Consider the following 21,561-nt stretch of genomic DNA (forward strand, 5'->3'; position numbering starts at 1 on the left):
TGGCCGGGGATATGTTTCCGGTTATCCTCTTCATTTGGTCCGGGCCAGGCCGCCCGCCGTTCAGCTGGGCGGCGATGCATCCCACTCCTTCCGGCCGTGACCGCCGACGCGCAGCACGGTGCCGAGGAGAACCCTCGCCCCCGCGATGAGATCCGCGGGCCTCGTATCCTCCTCCGGTGCATGGCTGACGCCACCGATGCTGGGCGCGAAGATCATCCCGATAGGCGTGATCGCGGCCATGATCTGGGCGTCGTGCCCGGCCCCGCTGGTCAGGTCCATCGCGGGCAGCCCGAGGTCCTTGGCGGTGTCGGAGATGGTCTGCCTGAGTGCCTGGTCCGTCGTGGCGGGCCGGGAGTGCACCAGCCCGCGGCACTCCGCCCGCAGACCGTAACGTGCGGCGATGGCGGCGATCCGGCGGCGTACGACCGACTCCGCTTCGGCGAGGCGCCTCTCGCTGGAGTCGCGCAGATCGATGGTCATGTGGGCGCCCCCGGCGATCGTGTTGGCCGAGGCGGGGCTGACCTCGACCCGGCCCACCGTCGCGACACGGCACAGTCCGAGCCCGGGAAGCTCGCTCACGGCCACGGCGAGATGCGCGGCCCCGAGCAGAGCGTCCGCGCGCTGATCCATCGGGGTCGTCCCGGCATGGGCCGCCCGGCCGAGGAACTCCGCGCCCAGGACGACCCGGCCGGTGATGGCCTCCACGACGCCGATCGGCGTCCCGGAGGATTCCAGGACCGGTCCCTGCTCGATGTGCAGTTCCAGATAGCCGGCCAGCGACTGCGGCGCCCAGGCGGCGGTGCCGAGCGCGTCGATGTTCCCGCCGGAGCGGGCCAGCGCCTCGCGCAGGGAACAGCCGTGGTAGTCGGTGAGCGGGACGGTGCCCGCGTCCAGCGTGCCAGCCAGGACCTGCGACCCCCAGAACGCCTGGGGAAAGAGGGCACCCTCCTCGTTGGCGAAGGCGACGGCGATCGGGTCGACCCCCAGATCCAGTCGGTGGCTGGCGACGACCCCCACCGCCTCCAGAGCCGCGACGACGCCGTACGCGCCGTCGAGCCATCCGCCGTTGACGACCGTGTCGAGGTGCGAGCCGACCAACAGGGCCCGAGCGCACCGACGCGGCCCGGGGCGGCCGATCAGCAGGTTGCCGCCCGCGTCCGTGCGCGCGACGAGCCCGTCGTCCCGGGACTCGGAGGCGATGTAGTTCGCCGCATCGATGGCTGCCTGGCTGAACCCTGGCCTGCTGATGCCGCCGCCGGCTTGCCGGCCGATCCGTGACAGGTGCCGTAACCGGCGAAGCAGTCGACCAGGGTCGATGTCGGGTTCGGTCATGAGGACGAACCCGCCTGCCCGCCCGCCGGCGCGTGGACCGGCCGGCCCGGCGGCGGTTGCATGGCCGCGTGGGTCTGCTCGCACAGGTGCCCGAACGTGCCGGCCGCGCTCACCAGGCGAATCGCCGTGGCTGTGCTGATGTCCGCCGCGCCGGCGAGGCAGACAGCGAACTGCACTTCGGCGATGGGGTCACCGCTGGGAGGGGTGATCGGGTCACCGATGCTCGGCGGCGAGCCACCGTAGGCATCGCGCCACGCGAGCGCCACTGCACGCCCGGCGGGGCCGGCAGCCGCCCGCCTCTGCCTGCCGGTTCCGGCGCCGCAGCGCGCCGGGGCCGGTAGCGCGCCCCGATCGATCTTGCCGTTCGCAGTCAGCGGGATCTTGGGAATCCGGTCGAGGAAACTGGGCACCAGGTAATCCGGCAGGACCGTTCCGAGGAAGGTCCAGAGCTCCTCGGGGTCGATCTCGCCGGTGGCCACGTAGTAGCCGGCCAGGGCGAGGTTCTGCCGGGTCCCGCCGATGCCGCGCACGGCCGCGCCCGTGACCGCCGGATGGCTGGTCATGGCCGCCTCGACCTCGGCTGGTTCGATCCGGTAGCCGCGGATCTTCATCTGCCCGTCCTCCCGGCCCAGGAACTCGATCACGCCGCTCGGCAGCCATCGCGCGACGTCGCCGGTGCGGTACATGCGCGCCCCGGGTTCCCCGCTGAACACGTCGGGGACGAAGCGCTCGCGCGTCAGCTCGGGTTTGCCGACGTAGCCACGGACGACGCAGACCCCGCCGATGTAGAGGTCGCCCGGCACGCCGACGGGGACCGGTGCACCCGCCCGGTCCAGGATGTACATCGTGGTGTTCGGGTTGGGCCGACCGATGGGCAGAAGTTCGCCCTCCTCGTCACCGGCGGTGAGATAGTCGCTGTTCGCGACCGAGGCCTCGGTCGGACCGTAGTCGTTGAAGATCGGTGTCCAGGGATCCAGACGCCGCCAGCGTCGCAGGGTCCGTACCGGAAACGCGTCGGCGCCGACTACCAGCTTCCCCACGAGCCGCCGCGCGTCCTCGGGCGCCAGCAGGTCGCAGAGGGCGTCCAGCTGCCCCGGGGTCAGCTTGAGGAACGCGAAGGGTGCCAGCTGCCGGAGCCGCTCGGCAATCCCGCGCAGGTCATGGTCCTCCTCTATCATGCTGACCCGCTGTCCCATGAGGAGCGGGACGTAGAGGTTGGGCACGATCATGTCGAACGCGGGGGACGAGAACACCGCCGCGCCGCCCCGGCCTTCCCCGGCGAACTGCTCCACCCCGAACCGGAGATGGTTCACCACGCCCCGGTGCGGGACCTCCACCCCCTTCGGGACCCCGGTCGAGCCCGACGTGTAGACCACGTACATCAGGTCGGAGGCGGTGCTGGTGCGGCCGAGATCACCGGCCGGGAACTGCTCGTTCCGCACGTCGTCGTCGGCGCGCAGCACCGTCCACGGGCCGTCGGGGATCCCGTCCGCGTAGGAGGCGTCGGTCAGAACCGCGATCGCGCGTGCATCTCTGAGCATGTACGTCAGACGCTCGGCCGGTTGGGCCGCGTCCAGCGGCAGGTATGCCGCCCCCGATTTCAGCACCGCGAGAAAGTCGACGAGCATCCCCGCGTCGCGCCGCACGCAGACGGCGATCACGGAACCGGGCCGGGCGCCGGTGGCCCGGAGCCGGCGAGCGAGGCGGTTGGCCCGGCTGTTGACCCGGGCATAGCTCAGGGTGTCCGACGAGTCGGTGACCGCCGGAGCGTCCGGGGTGCGCCGCACCTGCTCCTCGATCAGCTCGTGCAGTGGACGGCCGAGGTCGTACGGGCGGGTCTGCCCGTTCCAGTCGGACAAGATCAGCTGCCGCTGCCGCGACGAGAGCGCGGACAGGGACTCGTGTGTCTCCGCGCCCGACAAGCAGTGCCGGAGGGCACGCTCGTGGAGGCCCGCGACGAGGGCGAGCTGAGCCCCGGTGAGACCCGGGCCGGCGGTGAGCCGGAGCCGGAGGCGCCCGGTGGCCGGACCCCGGAAGAACTCGGCCAGCACCTGCCCCTCGAACGGCGCTCGGCCGTGACCGGCGAGGTCGCCGCCACCGTGGCCACCGGCGAGGAGAGCGAGGCGGCTGTGCGCGCCGTCGAGCAGATCCGCCTCCACGGACCGCTCGCTGTAGGCGAAGCCGGCATCCACGAGTGACGCGACCCCCAGCAGCTTCCGCACCCGGCTGTGCGACAGGTGCGCCCAGGCTGTCGCCGCGTCCGCGGCGCGCCGCACCTCGCGGATCAGGGACTCCCAGGTGCCCGGGCGGACGGCGATCCTGGCCAGGACGTCCGCGGCCGAGGGGAACTCGGCGCCGATGGCGAGGTCGGCCTTGCCGGTGGCCATCGCGACGGCCTTGGCGTGGGCGGCGAAAAGGACGTCCGGGACGGCAACGGCGAGGCGGGCCGCCACCGTCTCGACGCGAGCCGCGACATCGCCGGGCAGCGGCACCTCCCACGACAGCGGGTCCTCGGCCGAGCGATGACCCGGCGGCTCGGTGTCATCGTCGTCCGCAGGCGAGATCCAGAAGTCGGGCGGAGCAGCCGCGAGCCCGTCGAAGGATCCGGCCCAGGCAGCAACCAGCTCGGCGCTGGGCCGCGCCGAGGGGCCGGGCTGCCCTGCGAGGGCCCCGGCGTTCATGGTTCGGGACGCGGGCAAATTGAGCGTGTATCGCTCCAGAATCTCGGCCATCAGCATCCGCTGACCGGTCCGGTCGAGCAGGGCGGGGTGGCTGGCGAGCACGAGACCGAATCCCCCGGCTCCCCGCCGGACGGCGACGATCCGGGCCAGTGCGGCGCCGTCGAGCGGGAACGGCCGCGCGGCTGTCTCCCGCGACGACGGCGTCTCGCCGTGCCCGTCGTCCGTCCCGTCGAGGATGATCAGATCCGGCTGTACGCCGGCCCGCGCGACCAGCGCCGGAGCGGTTCCGGGCCGCAGGTCGAACGTGCTGCGCAGCACGGGGTTGGCGGCACAGGTCTCCGTGACGACACGCCGGAGCCAGCCGGGGACAAGGCGCAGCCGGCACTCCAGGTAGGCGACGGAGTTGGCCGTGACGCGGCCGGTCTCCACGGCCTGCACCAGCGCGACCTGGCGCTCGGACGCAAGTACCAGGGCTGTGGTTCCTTCCAACGCTTGCTCCTTTGTGTCCCAAGCCGTTCCGGAGATGATCGGTCGAGCCGTGAGCCGCCGGACCGGCGGCACCGTTCACCAGTGGCTGGTGTTCTGTCGGTGGGTGACCCACAGGCGGATCAGCCGGTGCTCGGCGATCCGGTGGCGGTCCCAGTGGATCCCGGTCTGCCCGGCCAGCCATTCGATCAGCGACGCGCGGGCCGGTTCCGGGTCGCCCCACGTCCCGTAGAACTTGTTCCGGGTGAAGCAGATCGGCCGGAGTCCCTTCCGGAGAACCGCCTCCCACACGGCTGCGGCCGTACCTGGTGTGTGTTCCGCACGAAAGTCGTCGAACACCGCCACACCGGTCGGTCGCAGCATCGCCTGCACCGAGTCCACATCCTGTGAAACGTGCTCGTAGAGGTGCGAGGCATCCACGTGCGCGAAACGGCAGGTGCCGCCGCGCACGTGCTCCAGAACGGTTCTCGTATGCCCCTGCACTATCAGGGGCAATGTCTCGTGGAACCTCAGGTAGTTCTTCTCGAAGGCCGAGCGCAGCAGGCCGGGATACGTGCCCTCGCACTCCTCACGATTTCCGTCGTCCTGCGCTGGGATCTCGAACAGGTCGCACACCGTGAAGCGGTCGCCGGGGCGCAGGTGGCGGCCCATGAGAATCGCGCTCTTTCCCAGGTAGACCCCCAGCTCCACCAGGTCGCCCGGCGGCTCGTCGCCCTGGCGTCGCAGGAGCCATGTGAAGAGCACCTGGTCGAGCGGGCTGAACCAGCCTTCCACTCCGTCGATGGTGCTTGTCATCGCCATGTCGACATCCATGTCAGATCCTAGGTGAGGTCATCTGGAGAGCACCTTGCGCAGCTATCAGGCGCAGGGGCAGAAGGGTGAGAAGCTGCTGTCGCGTGACCCTGATTCCCGCGCTTTCCAGATCGCGGATGAAAGCCGGAATAGCGAGGTAGCGCCCCTCATTCTCGGCGTAGCTGAGATGGAGATCGGGGCGGACGCCGTGGTGGTACCGCTGGAAGGTGCCGGACAGGTGTGCTTCCGCCGGCGTTGCGAGCACCTCGGCTCTCGCGATGCCATCCCCTTCCGAGGCTCCTTCCTTCCGCCAGTTGTCCAACCGGCCGGGATCCTCCGGAACTCGTGCCGTCACCAGATACCACCCGGGCAGAACCGGGAGCCTCCCCTCCGCCTGTCGGGCAGCCAGGTGGTCACGGACGTCCTCCGGCCGTGTCCCCGGATCGACCGCCGCGCACACCACCAGGCCGTGGGTCCGGTCCGGGAACAGCGCGCCATCGCGGATCGAAGGACTGGCCAGCAGGAGATTCCGGAACTCGGAGTGTCTTATCCACGCACCGTCGTGGTCGAGCCAGTCGCAGGATGGCGGACGCCACACGGGTAGGACCCCCGGCAGTTCGCCGACCAGCGCCTCCGGGTTATCGCAGGCGTATGTCAGCAGCTTGTCGAGTCCCCCCAGGATGGTGCGGGCATCCTCTATCGCCAACGTTCCGGATCCGTCGGAGACGGAGACAAAGAGGTTGCCGCGCCCCATGACCACCTCGATTCCGTCGTGGCCCGACGTGGTCCAGACCACCGATTCCGCCGGCCGGTCGCCGAGCTGATCGACCTTGTCGTCTGAGATGAAGCTGAACGTCGTCGCACCGTCGGCCAGGTGACACAAACCGGCGGCCACGCGTTCGATGCCGTACTGGCCGGAGGCGAACTGACCGTGCCGCGCCGCAGCGACGAGGCCCGTCTGGGCGGCCCGCACGACATCGGTGAACTTGAGGTCCGCGCCGATCCGGATCGGAAGCCATCCCGCAGACGAGAGAGTACACACCGACTCGAGAGAGTCCGGCCTGATCCGGTTGGCCAGCAGCGGTGCTATCAGACAGGACGACCGTCCGCGGGCGTTCGCCAGGGAGACGGCGATGGCGGCCAGCAGGACGGAGGCCGGGAAACAGCTTTCCCGTGCGGCAACAGTGCGACTCAACGCACCTGTCCGGCGTGACGAGATGCTGGTTTCGTGCCGATGGGAGGCGCTGCCTGCGGCCGAGGCCAGATTACGGGGAGATTCCCTCAGCATCTGCCGCCAGTGCTGCAGAGCTCTGCGGTTTCTCGACCGGCCCCCCTCGGAGGACTCGAAGAGAGCCTGATCCCTCGGCTGCCACACCTCACCCGCCTCGGGGTCCGGCTCGCGGGAACAGCCCAGACGGACGAGATCGTCCCGGATCTTCCGGTCCAGCACCATGCTGGCGTGCCAGTCGCGGGCGATGTGGTGGACGACGATCGACAGAGACCGGGGTGCTCCGTCCGATGTCGAGATCACCGCGCGAAACGGAAACTCCGAACTGAGGTCGAAGCCGGCGGCATCGAGCGCGTCTTCCCGATCGGCTTCCGAGATGTCTCTGACCACGATGAGATCGAGGGGAATGCCCGCATGGATCACCTGGACCGGATTGCCGTCTTCTCCGATCGGGAACAGGGTGCGGAACACTTCGTACCGCTCCAGACGCCGGACCACGGCCCGCCGGACGGTTTCCACGGAAATGCCGTGCGGGATCTCAAACTCCATCGACAGCTTGAGGTACTCCGGCGTCACAGGAAAGTTGGCGACCCAGGGCCAGTGCTGAGCCCACGAAAGGGGAACTCGCGCCACGACCTCGGCATCGAATCGACGACTCATCGGACCACCTTCAGCTCATCATCGGCTCCGGGTACGTGCGGCGTCCACCGGATGACCGGGTGACGACCGGGATACCGGGTCTGCCCGGTGGCGCCGAGGTGCGAGGTCTGCTTCCGCCCAGCAGGATCGGCGGACACACCACACAAGAGGTGCCGGTCCCCGATGGACCGTGCGACCGCACCCCGAAGCGGTCGATCTTCCCGGACTCGAGAGCGGGTTGCCGGAACGCGTCGGAATCTACGGCCGCGCCGTGTGCAACTGCCAAATTCTGACAGTTGCACACGGGTTCAGGCAATGCCGTCCTCGTGGATCTGCTGCTCCAGCCGAGCGGCGAAGCCCAGCCATTCCCCCGCGTAGGCCTTGGCCAGCTCAGCAAGAGTGTACAAAGCGTGTGACGGAACGGCCGCCGCCAGTTTGTCCCCGCCCTTCAGCCCGGCGCTGTGCGCGAAAAGCCACTTGAGCAAGGCGCGTCCCGGTTCGCTGTAGCGCAAAGAAGGGTCATGGCGCAGACTTCGCAGGAGGTCGTTCAGGTCGCGGGTCGGCACGGAAACCAGGTCGTTCCGGTGTTTTCCCCTCGACCGGGAGCGCGGGAACCTCTGCCGTTCCGGCACCGGGTCGTCACCACGCTGCACCCGCTCACGGACGTCTCGGACCGTGCCCGGAGACAACCCTGTGGCCTGCGCTATGTCCCGCAGCGAGGCATCCGGCATCGCGGCCAGCATCCGGCTCGCGTTCACCCGGGCGGCCGCGCTGTTCAGCGGGCGCACACGGCCGTCACGCCCGATGCGGGAGGTGGTCTCGACCTCGTCCGCGGGCGAGGAACGCTGACGGATCGCGGCCACCGTGACCGGGGCCAGCCCGACGGCGGAGCCGATCATCCGATCCGAGAGCTGCGGATGGGAGCCGACGATCCGGACCGCGGCGGCCTCCCGATCGGCCTTCGTGAGCGGCAGGCCGTGCTTGATGTTGGACCTGACCGCGACGAGGAATGCCTCGCCCGGGTCGCAGTCGCTAAATGTTACCTCCACGGTGGACTCTCCGCGCAGCTGGGTCGCCCGCAGCCGGTGCATCCCGTCGATGACCTGCATGGTCCGGCGGTGCACGAGAATCGGTGGAAACGGTTGCTCGGACTCGGCCAGAAGGCGCACATGTTCCGGGACCTCACCGAGAACTCGCGGTGAGTCAGCGGGCACCAGCGACGCGACTGGGATGCGGCAGGTCTGCACTTCAGACAGATCCTCGGACAATCGAACCTCCCCGTGATTGATCCCTGGCAGCCAGCGGGGTGACGCTCGTGCGACCCCCGGTTCCCACCTCCTTCCCTCGGCGCGTGCGATGTCGTGCGCACGGCTGTCGATGGTCGCCTGGATCCTCATCGACTTGAGGCCAGGACCGACATGTAGCCCGGGGACAGGACCCCGGACGAGTCCGACTGGCTGCTCGGCGCTTCGGGACACGTCGGCCGGCGTCCGGCGTCGGCATTTCCCTGCGGCTCACCGGCCACGGACGAGAGGAACCGGCCGAAGTAGCGCCCGGAGCTCGGCGGGCTGCGGTACGGTAGCCCCTTGGAGTGCGTGCACACGCCTGGTCCTTCCCCCTCCCCCGAGGATGATTCACATGGACGCCTGTAGTGCCGGCCCTTCTGTTGCACGCCGATCTGCTGTTGTACTATCCTCGCAAACCCGCCGCCGTCCGGATGACTTCACCATTGACTCGTGTATCCGGCCTCTGCCGACTCGGACCGGGCAGGCGGGACACCTCGGCCGCACCTCGTGTTGTCTCTCCGCGCGCCGAGCGACTCGCCCAGCCGACCTATCCCGCTTTCCACGAGCAAGGTGAAATATCGCTGCACGCCACACCCGGCCCGCAGTCTGAACGACTGAACCAGAGCTGCCACACATGATGTTACTGCCGGAGATCGTTCGATACAAGTCTATATACTTATTCGCCGGGAGCAGGTATCGGGTACGACGTGGCCGAAGTCCGATGCGGCTGTTGCGGGCAGGTCGACCAGGGTCAGGACCGTCGTTTGTGACCGGCGGGGCAGCGGGGCCTTCGGTACCCGCCCGGGCGACCCTGACGACGATCGCCCATCGTCTGCCTACGGGCACCTGCGGCCCTGCTCAGGACCCGGTCGGGGGTTGCCGCTGCATGCCCTGCCCGACGACCGGCTGGCACAGCCGCGCTCTGCGTACGCCGGGGCGATCGCGGTGACGCGCGAGGACAACGGACGGTGGCAACACCGGTTCAGGAAGGCGACATGGGCAACTGCTTGATTCAATCAGTTGAACACCACGCCGGAGGGGACGCTGCGCCGCCAGCCGATCGGGCGTGGCCCCCTCAGCGGGCCCGGCAGCCCTCGGACGCCCGCGTCCCCGCCACCGCCGATCAGCCGCGCCGCGGGCTCCGCAGCCGGTCACCCGGACTCGCCTATTCGTCAGCGACAATCCCGTATCCCAGACCGGGAACCCAGCGGTGCGAACGGCCACGTCCAGAGCCGGTCGATCATGCGGCGGCGTGGCGTCGAGCAACTGAGGGTGTTCAACATTTGCCACGCTTCAGGTGTTGCCGTAGGGTTGTGGAGCATCGACATTAAGGTTACGTTTGCCGAGTTGGTCACATTGACTGCCCTTGGCAAATAGCGCCAGGCACCGGATTGCCGAGGTTCAGAGAGACTCAGCGAGCCCGTGCGCACCTCGCCGACTCGAGGCAGAGTGTCTGCGAATAGCCTCGTCGGTCGTTGGTGGACGTCCAGGAAGGCCCTCGTTATGCGGATTCTCGCTAGTGCCGAAGCATTCGGGTACGGACCCGCCTCCAAGCTCGTGACTATATGCAGCGAGCTCAACCGACACCATGCCGCAGTGGACTTCAAGGGAGCCGACGTAGCCTTCGACTTCGCCAAGGGCAACGCCGCCGAATTCCATTCCACCGAGCGACTCGACCGGATGACCGATCTCGCCACGGTGCCGCCGCACAGCTATGACGGCGCCATCAGCGTCATGGATCCGTTCCTCACTCTGTGGGCGGCGTTCCACGAGATTCCCTGCATCTATGTCGACAGCCTGTATTGGTTCTGGACGTGGCCCGTCGAGTCCGAGGCCGCTTTGCAGAAGAAGGCCGCCGAGCTGCTCAGCCTGGACACCGTCGGCGAAGCACTGGCAGCGCTCGCGGACGTCTCCATGCACGACGCCCAGTACGTCGCCCACCACCTGGCAACGGAATCGTGCGTGCAGCGCTCGGCGACCGGCGCCCGGCGCGGGCTCATGTCCGGGCATACCGGTGCGGACTACGTCGACGCGATCGTGGACACGAGCCGGCGCCGTCCCACCGAACCGGACATCTGGCTCGCCACCACGAGCGGGCTACTCAACCCGCTGGTGTCGCCCGAGCTGGCCGTCAGCTGGGTGCACTCCGTGTTCCTCCTGCTCGTCGAGGCGATGGCCGAGGCGGGCGAGGACACACCGGTCATCGTCGCCGGCAACCCGGAGATACTCGTCCTCGCCGGCACGGACGCGCCCGGTCGCCTGGTCATCAAGCCGCTCGACCACGCCGGGATCCTGTCGGCAATGAACAGCGCGATCGGCTGTCTCTCCCCGCCCGGCCTGACGACGATGCTCGAGGCCACGGCGTACGGCGCACCACTGATCCTGCTCCCGGAACAGCACTACGGCCATTTCGCCAACTACGACCTCATGTCGCAGCAGGGTGCCAGCACCCGCTTTCCGCAGGCGTTGGTGGGGACGCGGATCGAGGTCGACCACACCAGCGACATGCTCGCCAAGACCGAAGCGCTCATCCTCGGCCTGGCCGGACACCGCACGCAGCGGTCGCCACTATGGCGGGACCTGGTCGAGGCCGTCGCCGAGGGGGTGACGAGCATCCGCGCGGACCGGGCCGCCCGGGCCTCGGCCCAGGCATCGGTGATCCGCCGGGCGGTCGGGGGCTTCGCCGGGACGGTGCAGGTCGTCGACCGTGCGCTGGCCGTTTTCGGGAATTCCGGAGCGGGAACGACACCAGGCTGAAAGGTGAGGACCGGGTGAAGCTTTCCTACAGCACGCTGGCCTGTCCGGCATGGAGCTGGCAACATGCCGTCGACGTGGCTCGCACGCTGAACTACGACGGCATCGAGTGGCGGCTGGTCGACGGCAAGATGATCGACTCGGATTTCCCGCCCGGCCGGGCCCGGGAGATCACGGCGGCCGTCACCGCGGCCGGCCTCGCGGTGCCGGCGCTCGACACCAGTGTTCAACTGACCGCACCACCCGGGGCACGACGGGAGGCGATGCTCGACGACGTACGCCGATATCTGACGCTGGCCGGGCATTTCGCCGCGAGCTTCCTGCGGGTGTTCGCCGGGACCTACGCGCAGGAGATCGAGGACGCGCAGGCCCAGGAGTGGACCCAGGACGCGCTACGGGCGCTGCAGCCGGCGCTGGACGACACGCCGGTGCGGCTGGCGATCGAGCTGCACGACTGCGGGTGGAATCGTGCGGAGATCCGAGGGGTCACCTCCAGCGACTTCATCACCGAGCTCATCGACGCCGTGGGCACCAGGAGCGCGGGCGTGCAGTGGGACGTGGGGAACTCCATTGCCGAAGGCGAGGCCCCGGAGACCACCTGGAGCAAGATCGCCCCCGTCCTCACCTACCTGCAGATCAAGGACATGAGCCGGGACAGCGACGGCCATTGGCGTTACGTCCCGATGGGCGCGGGCGAGCTGCCCCTGGCCTCCATCCTCGACCTGGTCCGCGCCTCGGGGTTCACCGGCTGGGTGTCCTTCGAGTGGGAGAAGTGGTGGCACCCCGAGATCGCCGAGGCCGAGGACGTCCTGCCCGGATTCGTCTCATACATGAGGTCCGGTCCGGCCGGCCGGTGAGACCTGGGGTGCCGGCTCATCCAGCGACGAGGACGGAAGGACGGATCGCGACGTGGTTCACCACGGGATCATCGGGTGCGGACGGGTCGCGCCCAATCATGTCGACGGTTTCCGCGCGGCCGGGCGATACGGCGTCGGCTGGGCCTGTGACCGTGACGCACGTGTCCTGAAGGAGTTCGCGCTCGCCCACGGGATCGCCCGTTCCACCACCAAGGTGGACGAGGTGCTGGAGGATTCCGAGGTGATCAGCGTCTCGGTGGCCGTCGATCACGCGCAGCACGCCGCACTGGCCGAACGGGCCCTGGTCGCCGGCAAGCACGTGGTCTGTGAGAAACCCCTGGCGCTGACCATGGACGACGCCGGACGACTCGTCGCGCTCGCGGCCGAGCGGGACCTGGTGCTGTCGGTCATCTCTCAGCACCGCTACGACCCCTTGGTGCTGGAGGTGCGCCGATGGCTGCAGGCCGGACTGCTCGGCCGGATGCTCTACGCCCAGGTGTCGCTGGCCGCGCAGCGCGAGCCCGAGTACTACCGGGACAGCTACTGGCGCGGGACATGGTCCGGCGAGGGTGGTTCGGCCCTGATCAACCAGGGTTATCACGTTCTCGACGTGACCAGGCTCCTGCTCGGCGAGCTCTCCGTCGAGGCGGCCGTGGCGCGAACCGCCCTGCTGGACACGGTGATGGAGACGGAGGACAACCTCAGCGCCCTGCTCACCGCCGGGCCGGTCCCGGTCACGCTCAACGTCACGGTCGCGGCGAGGACGCTATGGCGGACCCGCATCCAGCTGGTCGGCACGCAGGGCTACGTCGAGTTCGACCTGGACCACCCCGGTACGCTCCACCACGCCGAGGGCAGCCCGCTCCTTCTGGAGGCAGCGGGCAGGCTCCGCGAACAGGCCGAGGAACCACCGCCGCCGGGGGTCGGCTATTACGGCATCTCCCATCGCCGGCAGATCGCAACCTTCGTCGAGGCGGTGATGGACGGGCGACCGCGGGAGGACCCGCGGGCCGGGCTCGGCATGGTCGAGTTGCTCGGCCGTCTCTACTCGGCCACGCAATTCGCTGACCGGCGGAAGTGAGGACGACATGGCGGACGAGATCCGGATCCTGGCCCAGCATCTGAGCGGCCGAAAAGGCGGAATGCTCGACATCGAGCTCATCTACGAGGGGATGCGTTCCGACGGTCGGGTGGTGGCCGAGTCCTACTCGACCACCGCGCTGCTGGGCGGTGGCTGGGACATCGTGCACCTGTCATGGCCCGAGTGGACCATCCGCCGCGATCGCGGCCCGGTCGTCGCCGCCGCGGACGCCGCGCGGATGCTCGCCGTCCTGCGCCTGGCCCAGGCCCGGGGATCGCGAATCGTTTGGACCGCCTACAACCACTGGCCGCACGAGTGGCACCAGTACCGGGTCGCGGACATGTATCTCCAGGCATTCTCCATGCTGGCCGACCAGGTCATCTGCAACTCCCAGACGCTGCTGGACGAGTTCATCCGCACCTATCCGGCGATCCGTACCGCCGACTGCCGGGTGATACCCCAGGGGCACTATCGCGGCGTCTATCCGGACACCGGCGCCACGACGGAAGAGGCTCGGAGCAGGCTCGGCCTGCCGCAGGACGCCACCGTCCTGCTCTGTCTCGGTGTGGCCCGGCGCTACAAGAACCTGCTGCCACTGCTGCGCTCGTACCGGGAGGTCGCCGCCGACCACGAGGACACCGTGCTGCTGATCGCCGGCGAGGCGATCGAGGCGGAGTTCGGCCGCCAGCTGCGGCGGGAAGCTGCGGGTCTGCCCGGCGTCCGGCTGGATCTGCACCACATCTCCGACGAGGAGATCCAGTACTACTTCAGGGCGGCCGACCGGTTCGTGATCCCGACGTCGCTGCCGATGAGTTCGGCCAGCACGATGTTGGCGCTGACCTTCGACTGCCCGGTCCTCGGTCCACACCGGGGCAGTTTCCTGGAACTGCGCGAGATTCTCGGCTCCTCCTGGATCTCGACCTACGAGGGCGGGATACGCCCGCAGGTCCTGCGCGACGCGCTCACGGTCTCCCGTCCGGTGGGCCGACCCGCCCTCGGCGAGGAGTTCGGATACTCCGCGATCGGCGAGGCGCATCTTCGCGCCTTCCGAGAGTTGGCAGGCAGGTCATGAGGGCATGACCCACCGCACAGGGAGCGACAGCATGGGAAATCCTCTCCGCGATCAGCTGGCCACCGAACGCGGCCGGCCGGCCTTCGGCCTGCTTCCTCTGGCCGTGCCCGGGCGTCCGTCCGTGGACTACGCGATGGCCATGATAAAGCTCGCGCTCGACGCCGGTGTCCGGTTGATCGACACCGCGGACATCTACGGCCTCCAGGACGAACCGCTCGGCTACACCGAACGGCTGCTGGGCGACCTGCTGGGCCACCTGCCACAGGAGGATCGGCCGATCGTCACGACGAAGGGAGGCATGGTGCACCTGCCCTCCGGGCGGCGGGGCTGCGATGGTCGTCCGGAACACCTGCACCGGGCCTGCCGCGAGTCGCTGCGCCGGCTGGGCACCGACGCCATCGACATCTACCAGCTGCACCGGCCGGATCCCGGAGTTCCCTACGCAGACAGCCTCGGCGCGCTCCGGGAACTGGTCGATCAGGGCCTCATTCGCGGTGCCGGGGTTGACAATGTCGACGCCGTTCAATTCGATCAGGCGGGCGCGGTGCTCGGCGACGACTTGGTGCTCGTGCAGAACCGGTTCTCGGTCGAGGACCACACGGACACCGAGGTGCTGTCGCGGTGCGTGCGGCGTGGTGTCGCCTACGCGCCTTGCGAGCCGCTGGGCGGGCTCGGCCGCGGGTCCGGCCTGGCCGAGCGCAGACCTGCGCTCGGCCGCCTCGCCCGGCGCCGGAACGTTTCCGCGCAGCGCGTCGCGCTCGCGTGGCTGCTGACCCGTCATCCGTACGCGACCCCGGTGATCGGCACGAGCAACACGGAGCACCTGCTGGACGCCCTGGAGGCCGGGCACCTGCAGCTGTCCGACGCCGACCTGGAGGAACTGGCCGCCTAGCCGGTTCCGGCCACTTCCGGCAATGTGCCATGTGAGGAGCGTTATGCGTAGTTTACTGCTGTCCGGTCTGGGCGTGACGTACCGCAACTCGTCCTACTTCGACGCAACCCTGTTCCGCGACGAGATCGACGAGCGGGCAAAGGCCATGCTCGAGCACGCTGGACTGGCGGGTGTGCGGATCAGGAACTTCTCCTTCCTGGACGGCGCCGTCCGCCGGCCGCTGCTGCGGCCGCCGGACCCCGTCCCCCATCTGACCTCCTTCACCCTGGAGTCGATCCTGGAGGCGGCGGGGCAGGAGTACATCAGGATCCCGCTGGAGGACGTGTGGACCGGCCTAGCGACAGCACCGGCCGTCGATGTGGACGTCATCCTGCTCAGCACCACGTACATCTGGAACCGGTCGATGCTGGGTCGGGCCCTCGATTGGGCACGGGTGCACCTGCCCGGTGTGCCCATCGTGGCCGGCGGCCAATACACGAATCTCAAGTACGCGAACATCATGCGCGCCTATCCCGACGTCGCCGGCGTCGTGCGCGGCGACGCGGAGAGCGCGCTGCCGCTCCTGCTTCAGACGCTCGCCTGCCACGGTGACCTGGGGCAGGTGCCCAATCTGGTGTGGCGGGACGGCGACCGGACCAGGATCAATCCCCTCCAGTACGTCGACCTCGAAACGCATCCCTCGCCGTCGTTCCCCGGCAGACTCAGAAGTGTGCCGTACGAGTCGATGCGAGGCTGCCCCTTCGACTGCAAGTTCTGCTCGTTCCCGGCGGCTTCGCCCAAGTGGCGTTACAAGTCCGCGCACAAGATCGCGGCCGACTGGCAACGCTACAGTGCCGAGAACGGTGCGGAGTCCATCGACGCGATGGACTCAACCTTCACCGTTCCGCCCACCCGGCTCCGTGAACTGACGAAGATCCTTCCGGGGGCCAAGGTGCCGCACTGGTCCTGTTTCTCCCGGGCCAACGTCTTCACCTCCCCTGAGTTCGTCGAGGACCTGCTGGCGGCGAACTGCGCGAACGTCGAGATCGGCTTCGAGTCGATGCATGACCGGACTCTCAAGCGGATGAGCAAGCGGGTCACGGCCAAACAGAACAGGCGTGCCTACGAGCTTCTCAGCAACAGCGACCTGGGCTTCGGAACCTGCTTCATGGTCGGCTACCCCGGTGAGACCGCAGAGGAGTTCGAGGTGACCCGGCGGTTCATCGTTGATGAGCACTCGGGCCGTTTCTCACTGCATCTGTTCTCACTGAGCGACGAGACGATGCCCCTGTGGGAGGACCGCGAGGAGTTGCAGATCGTCGTGGACGATCTGCTCGACCCGGACTCGGCCTGGTCCCACGTCGGCATGAACATCGACGAGGCGCGCAAGCTCCAAGCCGAGACGCTGGACGAGGTGAGGCGACGAAACGATACTGCGGTGGCCTCGCTGTGGCAGCGTGAGTACCAGCGGCCCCTGCTCCCCACCGTGGGCCCCCGGTCGAACCTTGTCCTGGAGAAGGCGATCGAACGCCTGGCCCTGTGCTCCCGGGACCATGAGACCGTGCAGGAGGCGGCGGCCGCGGCGCGGTCACACGTGGGCGAGCTCAAGGAAATGGGTGTCGAACTGGACCCGGGATCCCCGCTTGAGTCGCGGCCGTGAAGGCCGGGTTGTCGGCCAGCCAGTCCTTGATGAGACATTCCCAGTACTCCGGATGCACCATGTCCAGGCAGGTGTCGCGCCGCTCGAACTCGGGGCGACTGGTGAAGACCACGATGTTTTGCCGATACCAGCGCTTGACGCGCTTGTCAGTCCAGATGGCCGGCCGGACGACATCGACGGGCCAGAACCCGAGCCGGGAGAACCTTTCGGCCCAGTACGACGGCCAGCGTTCGTTCACATGATGAGTGCCGCCCTGGCACGGGATCGCCGCCGAGAAGAGCACGGTGTCGGCATGCCTGACGAGTGATTCCACGAATGCGTCGGCGCAGGACTCGTCGAGATGTTCGGCCACCTCCAGCGACTCCACAAGATCGAACGTACGGCCCAGCGAGAACGGACGCCGCAGATCCATGGGCCGGAACAGCGAGGGCTCCATGTGCATCGTCGAACGATCGACGTAGTCGCCGTCGATTCCGAGCAGGTCGGTAATTCCCTGGTCGGCCCATTCGGCCAGCCATGATCCCCGGCCGCATCCGACATCGAGAACCGACCGGGGCCGGACAAGCTCATGGACCAGCGGGACCACGACCCGAGCTGATCCACGAGAACCGTCATCAAGATCATCAAAGAAGGTTTGACCATAATGCGGTGCATGCTTTTCGGGCATGAAGGCAGCATAACATCGCTTATCGACGCTGTAAATCATCGTGCCGGCGACCGCATCGTTAAGCGTCCACTGGCCCCACCGGAGACCGTATGCCATAATGCCGGTGTGCGCGACAATGTGTTTCCAGTCCTGTGGATCAATGGGCAGCCGGGGTCGGGCAAGTCTGCGGTCGGCTGGGCGCTCTATGACGAAATAGCGCGCTCCGGCACGCGAGTAGGATTTGTCGACATCGACCAGTTGGGCATATTTCTTCCGGCCCCACTAGACGATCCCGAGCGTTATCGACTCAAGGTGAGCAATGTTTCCTCGACTGTAGAGAACTTCCGCGCGAGTGGCTGCGACGCACTCATTGTGTCCGGCGAATTGGGTATTTCCACGGCAATTTCCGCCGACACCGTCCACGGCGCCTCGCTCACGGTCTGCCGCCTGCAAGCGTCCCCCGGCGAACTGCGGCGGCGCCTGACGGTGCGCGGCGCACCGGCGAATCTGGCGGCGGCCTGGGTGCGCGAGGCCGAGGAACCGGATCGCTCGTCGCTGGCCGACACGTGTGTCGACACCGAAGGCCGCACCATCTCAGACGTGGCCCGGCTGGTACGAGAGCGGTGCGGTGACTGGCCGCCCCCGTACACCAGTGCCCGGACGGCCGCGACCGGGCCGGCGCTGTCGCCCGCAGCCGGAGCCGACGGCGAGGTCCTGCTGCTCTGCGGTGCCACCGGCGCCGGAAAATCGTCGGTGGGCTTCGAGGTCTTCCGCCGGCAGCTGCGGGCCCGGCACACGGCCGCCTACCTCGACCTCGGCCAGCTCGGCCTCCTGAGCCCGCCGCCCGCCGGGGACCCCGGTGGTCACCGGCTGAGGGCCCGCAACCTGGCGGACTTCTGGCGGGCCTACCACAAGGCCGGCGCGCGGCGCCTGGTGATGAGTGGCCCGGTGCCCGACGCCCACACCGCCGCGTCCTACGCCGCCGCCCTGCCCGCCGCCGACGTCACGGTGTGCCGGCTGCACGCCGGCCGCGCCGAACTGGCGCGGCGCATCGCCCTTCGCGGTCGCAGCTTCGACTGGCCCGAGCCCGGCGACCCGCTGATCGGCCGGTCGGACACGTACCTCCGGCAGGCCGCCGAAGCGGCGGCGACGACCGCCGAAGCGCTCGACCGGTCCAGCCTCGGCGATGTCCGCATCGACACCGACGGCCTGTCCGTCGCCGAAGCGGCGGACCTGGTCGGCCGCTGCTGGCGAGCGCCCCTGAGCAGCACCGTACGTCGTAGGTCGCAACAAGCCCGAGGAGGCGGCAGTGGTGGGTAGGCGTGCACTGATCACCGGGATCACCGGGCAGGACGGGTTCTACCTCGCCGGGCACCTGCTCGCCGAGGGATACGAGGTGTGGGGACTGGTGCGGGGTCAGTCGGGCTCCCGCGCATCCCAGATCCATCAGACGGTGCCCGACGTCCACCTGGTCAGCGGCGACCTGCTGGACCAGGGCAGCCTGATCTCGGCCGTGGACCGGGTCCAGCCGGATGAGGTCTACAACCTGGGCGCGATCTCCTTCGTACCGCTGTCCTGGCAGCAGGCGGAACTCACCGCCAAGGTGAACGGGCTGGGGGTGCTGGGGATGCTCGAGGCAGTCCGGGTATGCGGCGGCATCAACGCGTCACGGTCCGCTCCCCCGGGCCAGATCCGCTTCTACCAGGCCTCCTCGGCGGAGATGTTCGGTAAGGTCCGCGAGACGCCCCAGCACGAGGGGACGCCGTTCCACCCGCGCAGCCCGTACGGCGTGGCGAAGGCCTACGGACACTTCCTGACGCAGAACTACCGGGAGTCGTACGGGATGCACGCGGTCTCGGGAATCCTGTTCAATCACGAGTCGCCACGCCGTGGGGCGGAGTTCGTGACCCGGAAGGTGTCGCTCGCGGTGGCGCGGATCAAGCTCGGGCTGCAGGAGAAGCTGCCGCTCGGCAACCTGAGCGCCCGCCGCGACTGGGGATTCGCAGGCGACTACGTCCAGGCGATGCACCGGATGGTAACCCAGGACGAGCCCGAGGATTATGTGATCGGCACCGGCGTAACCCACTCCGTGCGGGACCTCGTCGAGATCGCGTTCGGCGCCATCGGCCTGGACTGGCGCGACCACGTGGTCTCCGACCCGGCCCAGATCCGCCCGGCCGAGGTCGATCTGCTGTGTGCCGACCCAGCCAAGGCCCGCGAGCTTCTCGGCTGGAAACCCAGCGTTCAGTTCGCCGGTCTGGTCCAGATGATCGTCGAGTCTGACCTCAAGATGCTCAGCGGCAGTGGGACCGCCTCCTGACACCGGCGGTCCCGCCGCACGCGAGGCGAACCAGCCCCCACCCGGCCCCGTCGGCGGACCGGCGCCGTGGGAGTAATGTAGACGCGCGGACCCGGCCTGAGGGTGACGTTGCCATCTCCAGGCGCACGATCACCACACGGTGCGAGGCGGCATCATCGGTGCACTCGCGCTCGCCCGGGCGAGCGCGCTGAATCGCGGAAACGAGAACGTATTCGAGCCAGGAAGCGGGCGACGGTGAGCAACAGACCCTCCCACGCGAGAGAGCGAAAGCAGCGACCGCGCCTGCGGCGGAGCGCCCCGTCACCCATTGAATTCCTCTTCCTGCCCGGACTGGCCCCGGTCGTGGCGGAAGAACTGCGCAGCACACTGCCGCAGCTCGGAAAACTGTACCAAGTCGACGGCCGATCGGACTCCCTGGAGGCCGAATACGCGGGCGATTGGCAGCGGCTGCTGCACCTGCGCACCATCGTCGCGCCCTTTCTGGTCCTGTCGTTCCCGGTGCCGCGGCCCCGTTCCCTTGCGAGCGGCGAACATTTCTCCCGCCTTCTGGAGGCGATGCGACTCGTCTCCCGCATCAACAACGAGCCGATCGACTCGTTCCGGATCGATGCGGCGGGCAAGGACTCACCGACCTTCCGGCGGCTCGCCGGCCAGATCCAGCAGTCGACCGGGCTGGCCGAGGTGGCCGAGGGCGGTCACGTGCTGCTCCGATTCCGCCGCTCGACGAGGCTGGAAGGGTGGGATGTCCTGGTGCGGCTTTCGCTCCGGCCGCTGTCGAACCGCGACTGGCGAGTGCAGAACCTGCCCGGTGCGGCCAACGCGTCGATCGCCGCAGCGATGAGCCTGATGACCTCGCCGAGGTCCGGCGACCGTGTCCTCAACCTCATGTGCGGGTCGGGAACGCTGCTCGTCGAACGGCTGCAGATGGCCCCGGCCAAGCTCGCCGTCGGTGTCGACATCGATTCAAAGGCCCTGGGCTACTGCGCCCAGAACCTCGAGGCCGCAGGATTCCACGGACGCGCGAACCTCGTCAACGCCGACCTCGCCGATGACAAATGGCTCGAGTGGGGGCAGTTCGACGTCATCTTGGCCGACCCGCCCTGGGGCGCGCTGATGGGCGACCACGATTCCAACGAAACGCTGCACACCATGCTCCTTGACCGCGCCCACGCTGCGGCCGCGCCCCGTTCCTGCTTGGCGGTGCTCACTCACGAGATTCGCATCATGGAGCGCTGCCTGCGCCGCGCGGCGTCGAAGTGGTCACAGAGCGACGTCCTGCGAGTCTTCCAGAAAGGCCACAACCCCCGGATCTACCTGCTGACCAAGCGGTGAGAGCGGAGGCGGCCGGGCCGGTTTCTCGAGGCCTACGGCCTGAGGTACGCGAACCGCCGGCTGCTCCCGCAGCCGGCGGTGGACGGCCCGCGCGCCGTCGGGACCGGGTGCCGACAGCACGGTAATCGAGTTGTCCGGGCCGATGCGACGGGGGCCGGGCAGCGGTTCTCCTGAAGCGCCGCGACGTGCCTGCTCAGGGCGGGACGACCGGCCTCGGACAAAGTTGGGCCGGTCGTCATAGGATGTCTGGTTCACGCATTTTGCTGGTAATGCGGGTTCCGCAGTGGTTGAGGCGAGCAATCGTTCGGGCGTCAGCACACTGTCGGGTGCCGACCGTGGCCGTTGTCCAGGGTGGAAAGCCTCGTCCGCACCTCGTTGGCTTCTGGGAGGCCCAGGTCCTGGTAGATCGACAGAGCGCGTTGGTGTTTGGTGTGATCGAGGTTGTTAGATGGTGATCCTGTCGCTGACAGGTGCGGACGGTGGGGTACGCTGCGCAAGCACCAGTTCCTCGCGCAGGGCGATCA

The 21,561-nt window shown here is 68.5% G+C and carries 15 protein-coding genes; 9 read left to right on the top strand and 6 right to left on the bottom strand.

Annotated elements, in window-relative coordinates; translation table 11 throughout:
* Nucleotides 1–60 precede the first annotated feature (60 nt).
* From EDC02_RS12370 to EDC02_RS12395, 5 genes are all read right to left on the bottom strand, one after another.
* Nucleotides 61–1,332, bottom strand: a complete 1,272-nt coding sequence (locus tag EDC02_RS12370) for a M20 family metallo-hydrolase (RefSeq protein WP_148083436.1) — start codon at nt 1,330–1,332, stop codon at nt 61–63.
* Complete coding sequence (locus EDC02_RS12375) at nt 1,329–4,502, bottom strand: amino acid adenylation domain-containing protein (protein WP_148083437.1); 3,174 nt, start codon at nt 4,500–4,502, stop codon at nt 1,329–1,331. Before EDC02_RS12375 ends, EDC02_RS12370 begins: the two co-directional genes overlap by 4 nt.
* Nucleotides 4,503–4,577: 75 nt before the next feature.
* The gene (locus tag EDC02_RS12385) at nt 4,578–5,312 is read right to left on the bottom strand and encodes a class I SAM-dependent methyltransferase (RefSeq protein ID WP_123602070.1); all 735 of its coding nucleotides are present in this window, start codon (nt 5,310–5,312) and stop codon (nt 4,578–4,580) included.
* Between the two features lies 1 nt (nt 5,313).
* Entirely contained in the window at nt 5,314–7,179 is a 1,866-nt protein-coding gene (locus EDC02_RS12390) for a condensation domain-containing protein (RefSeq protein ID WP_123602071.1), read from the bottom strand.
* A 287-nt stretch (nt 7,180–7,466) separates the two neighbouring features.
* Nucleotides 7,467–8,426, bottom strand: a complete 960-nt coding sequence (locus tag EDC02_RS12395; protein ID WP_199757610.1) for a ParB/RepB/Spo0J family partition protein — start codon at nt 8,424–8,426, stop codon at nt 7,467–7,469.
* A 1,440-nt stretch (nt 8,427–9,866) separates the two neighbouring features.
* Here EDC02_RS12395 and EDC02_RS40230 point away from each other — a divergent pair.
* Genes EDC02_RS40230 through EDC02_RS12430 form a run of 6 tightly spaced genes read left to right on the top strand, consistent with a single transcriptional unit; the run spans nt 9,867 to nt 16,739 of the window.
* Nucleotides 9,867–11,201 carry a hypothetical protein gene (locus EDC02_RS40230; protein WP_158632173.1) on the top strand — a complete coding sequence of 445 codons (1,335 nt, stop codon included), beginning with the start codon at nt 9,867–9,869 and terminating at the stop codon, nt 11,199–11,201.
* 14 nt (nt 11,202–11,215) lie between these two features.
* On the top strand, nt 11,216–12,055 hold the full coding sequence (locus EDC02_RS12410) for a sugar phosphate isomerase/epimerase (RefSeq protein WP_158632174.1): 840 nt from the start codon (nt 11,216–11,218) through the stop codon (nt 12,053–12,055).
* Nucleotides 12,056–12,107: 52 nt separating this feature from the next.
* Nucleotides 12,108–13,136 (top strand): Gfo/Idh/MocA family protein, encoded by a 1,029-nt coding sequence (locus EDC02_RS12415; protein WP_123602076.1) that lies wholly within the window; start codon nt 12,108–12,110, stop codon nt 13,134–13,136.
* A gap of 7 nt (nt 13,137–13,143) precedes the next feature.
* Nucleotides 13,144–14,208 (top strand): glycosyltransferase family 4 protein, encoded by a 1,065-nt coding sequence (locus tag EDC02_RS12420; RefSeq protein ID WP_123602077.1) that lies wholly within the window; start codon nt 13,144–13,146, stop codon nt 14,206–14,208.
* Nucleotides 14,209–14,212: 4 nt separating this feature from the next.
* Nucleotides 14,213–15,100 (top strand): aldo/keto reductase, encoded by an 888-nt coding sequence (locus EDC02_RS12425; RefSeq protein WP_123602078.1) that lies wholly within the window; start codon nt 14,213–14,215, stop codon nt 15,098–15,100.
* A gap of 43 nt (nt 15,101–15,143) precedes the next feature.
* Nucleotides 15,144–16,739: a B12-binding domain-containing radical SAM protein gene (locus EDC02_RS12430; RefSeq protein ID WP_158632175.1), complete on the top strand. Its 1,596-nt coding sequence runs from the start codon at nt 15,144–15,146 to the stop codon at nt 16,737–16,739.
* Here the strand turns inward: EDC02_RS12430 and EDC02_RS12435 are convergent.
* Complete coding sequence (locus tag EDC02_RS12435; RefSeq protein ID WP_123602080.1) at nt 16,684–17,502, bottom strand: bifunctional 2-polyprenyl-6-hydroxyphenol methylase/3-demethylubiquinol 3-O-methyltransferase UbiG; 819 nt, start codon at nt 17,500–17,502, stop codon at nt 16,684–16,686. The two genes, EDC02_RS12430 and EDC02_RS12435, sit on opposite strands and share 56 nt — an antisense overlap.
* 9 nt (nt 17,503–17,511) lie before the next feature.
* Between EDC02_RS12435 and EDC02_RS12440 the strand changes: the two genes are divergently transcribed.
* The 3 genes from EDC02_RS12440 to EDC02_RS12450 all read left to right on the top strand — a co-directional run bounded on the left by EDC02_RS12440 (nt 17,512) and on the right by EDC02_RS12450 (nt 21,037).
* Nucleotides 17,512–18,705, top strand: a complete 1,194-nt coding sequence (locus EDC02_RS12440) for a hypothetical protein (protein WP_199757611.1) — start codon at nt 17,512–17,514, stop codon at nt 18,703–18,705.
* Nucleotides 18,698–19,705 (top strand): GDP-mannose 4,6-dehydratase, encoded by a 1,008-nt coding sequence (locus tag EDC02_RS12445; RefSeq protein WP_123602081.1) that lies wholly within the window; start codon nt 18,698–18,700, stop codon nt 19,703–19,705. The genes EDC02_RS12440 and EDC02_RS12445 overlap by 8 nt, the downstream gene beginning before the upstream one ends.
* A gap of 342 nt (nt 19,706–20,047) precedes the next feature.
* Nucleotides 20,048–21,037 carry a methyltransferase gene (locus EDC02_RS12450; RefSeq protein ID WP_123602082.1) on the top strand — a complete coding sequence of 330 codons (990 nt, stop codon included), beginning with the start codon at nt 20,048–20,050 and terminating at the stop codon, nt 21,035–21,037.
* Nucleotides 21,038–21,561: the final 524 nt, after the last annotated feature.

It is taken from the genome of Micromonospora sp. Llam0, assembly GCF_003751085.1.
Classification (GTDB): Bacteria; Actinomycetota; Actinomycetes; order Mycobacteriales; family Micromonosporaceae; genus Micromonospora_E.

Coding starts and splice junctions, on each gene's coding strand:
- EDC02_RS12385 (WP_123602070.1), bottom strand. CDS start 5,312: ATGGATGTCGACATGGCGATGACAAGCACCATCGACGGAGTGGAAGGC.
- EDC02_RS12435 (WP_123602080.1), bottom strand. CDS start 17,502: ATGGCATACGGTCTCCGGTGGGGCCAGTGGACGCTTAACGATGCGGTC.
- EDC02_RS12390 (WP_123602071.1), bottom strand. CDS start 7,179: ATGAGTCGTCGATTCGATGCCGAGGTCGTGGCGCGAGTTCCCCTTTCG.
- EDC02_RS12430 (WP_158632175.1), top strand. CDS start 15,144: ATGCGTAGTTTACTGCTGTCCGGTCTGGGCGTGACGTACCGCAACTCG.
- EDC02_RS12425 (WP_123602078.1), top strand. CDS start 14,213: ATGACCCACCGCACAGGGAGCGACAGCATGGGAAATCCTCTCCGCGAT.
- EDC02_RS12370 (WP_148083436.1), bottom strand. CDS start 1,332: ATGACCGAACCCGACATCGACCCTGGTCGACTGCTTCGCCGGTTACGG.
- EDC02_RS12420 (WP_123602077.1), top strand. CDS start 13,144: ATGGCGGACGAGATCCGGATCCTGGCCCAGCATCTGAGCGGCCGAAAA.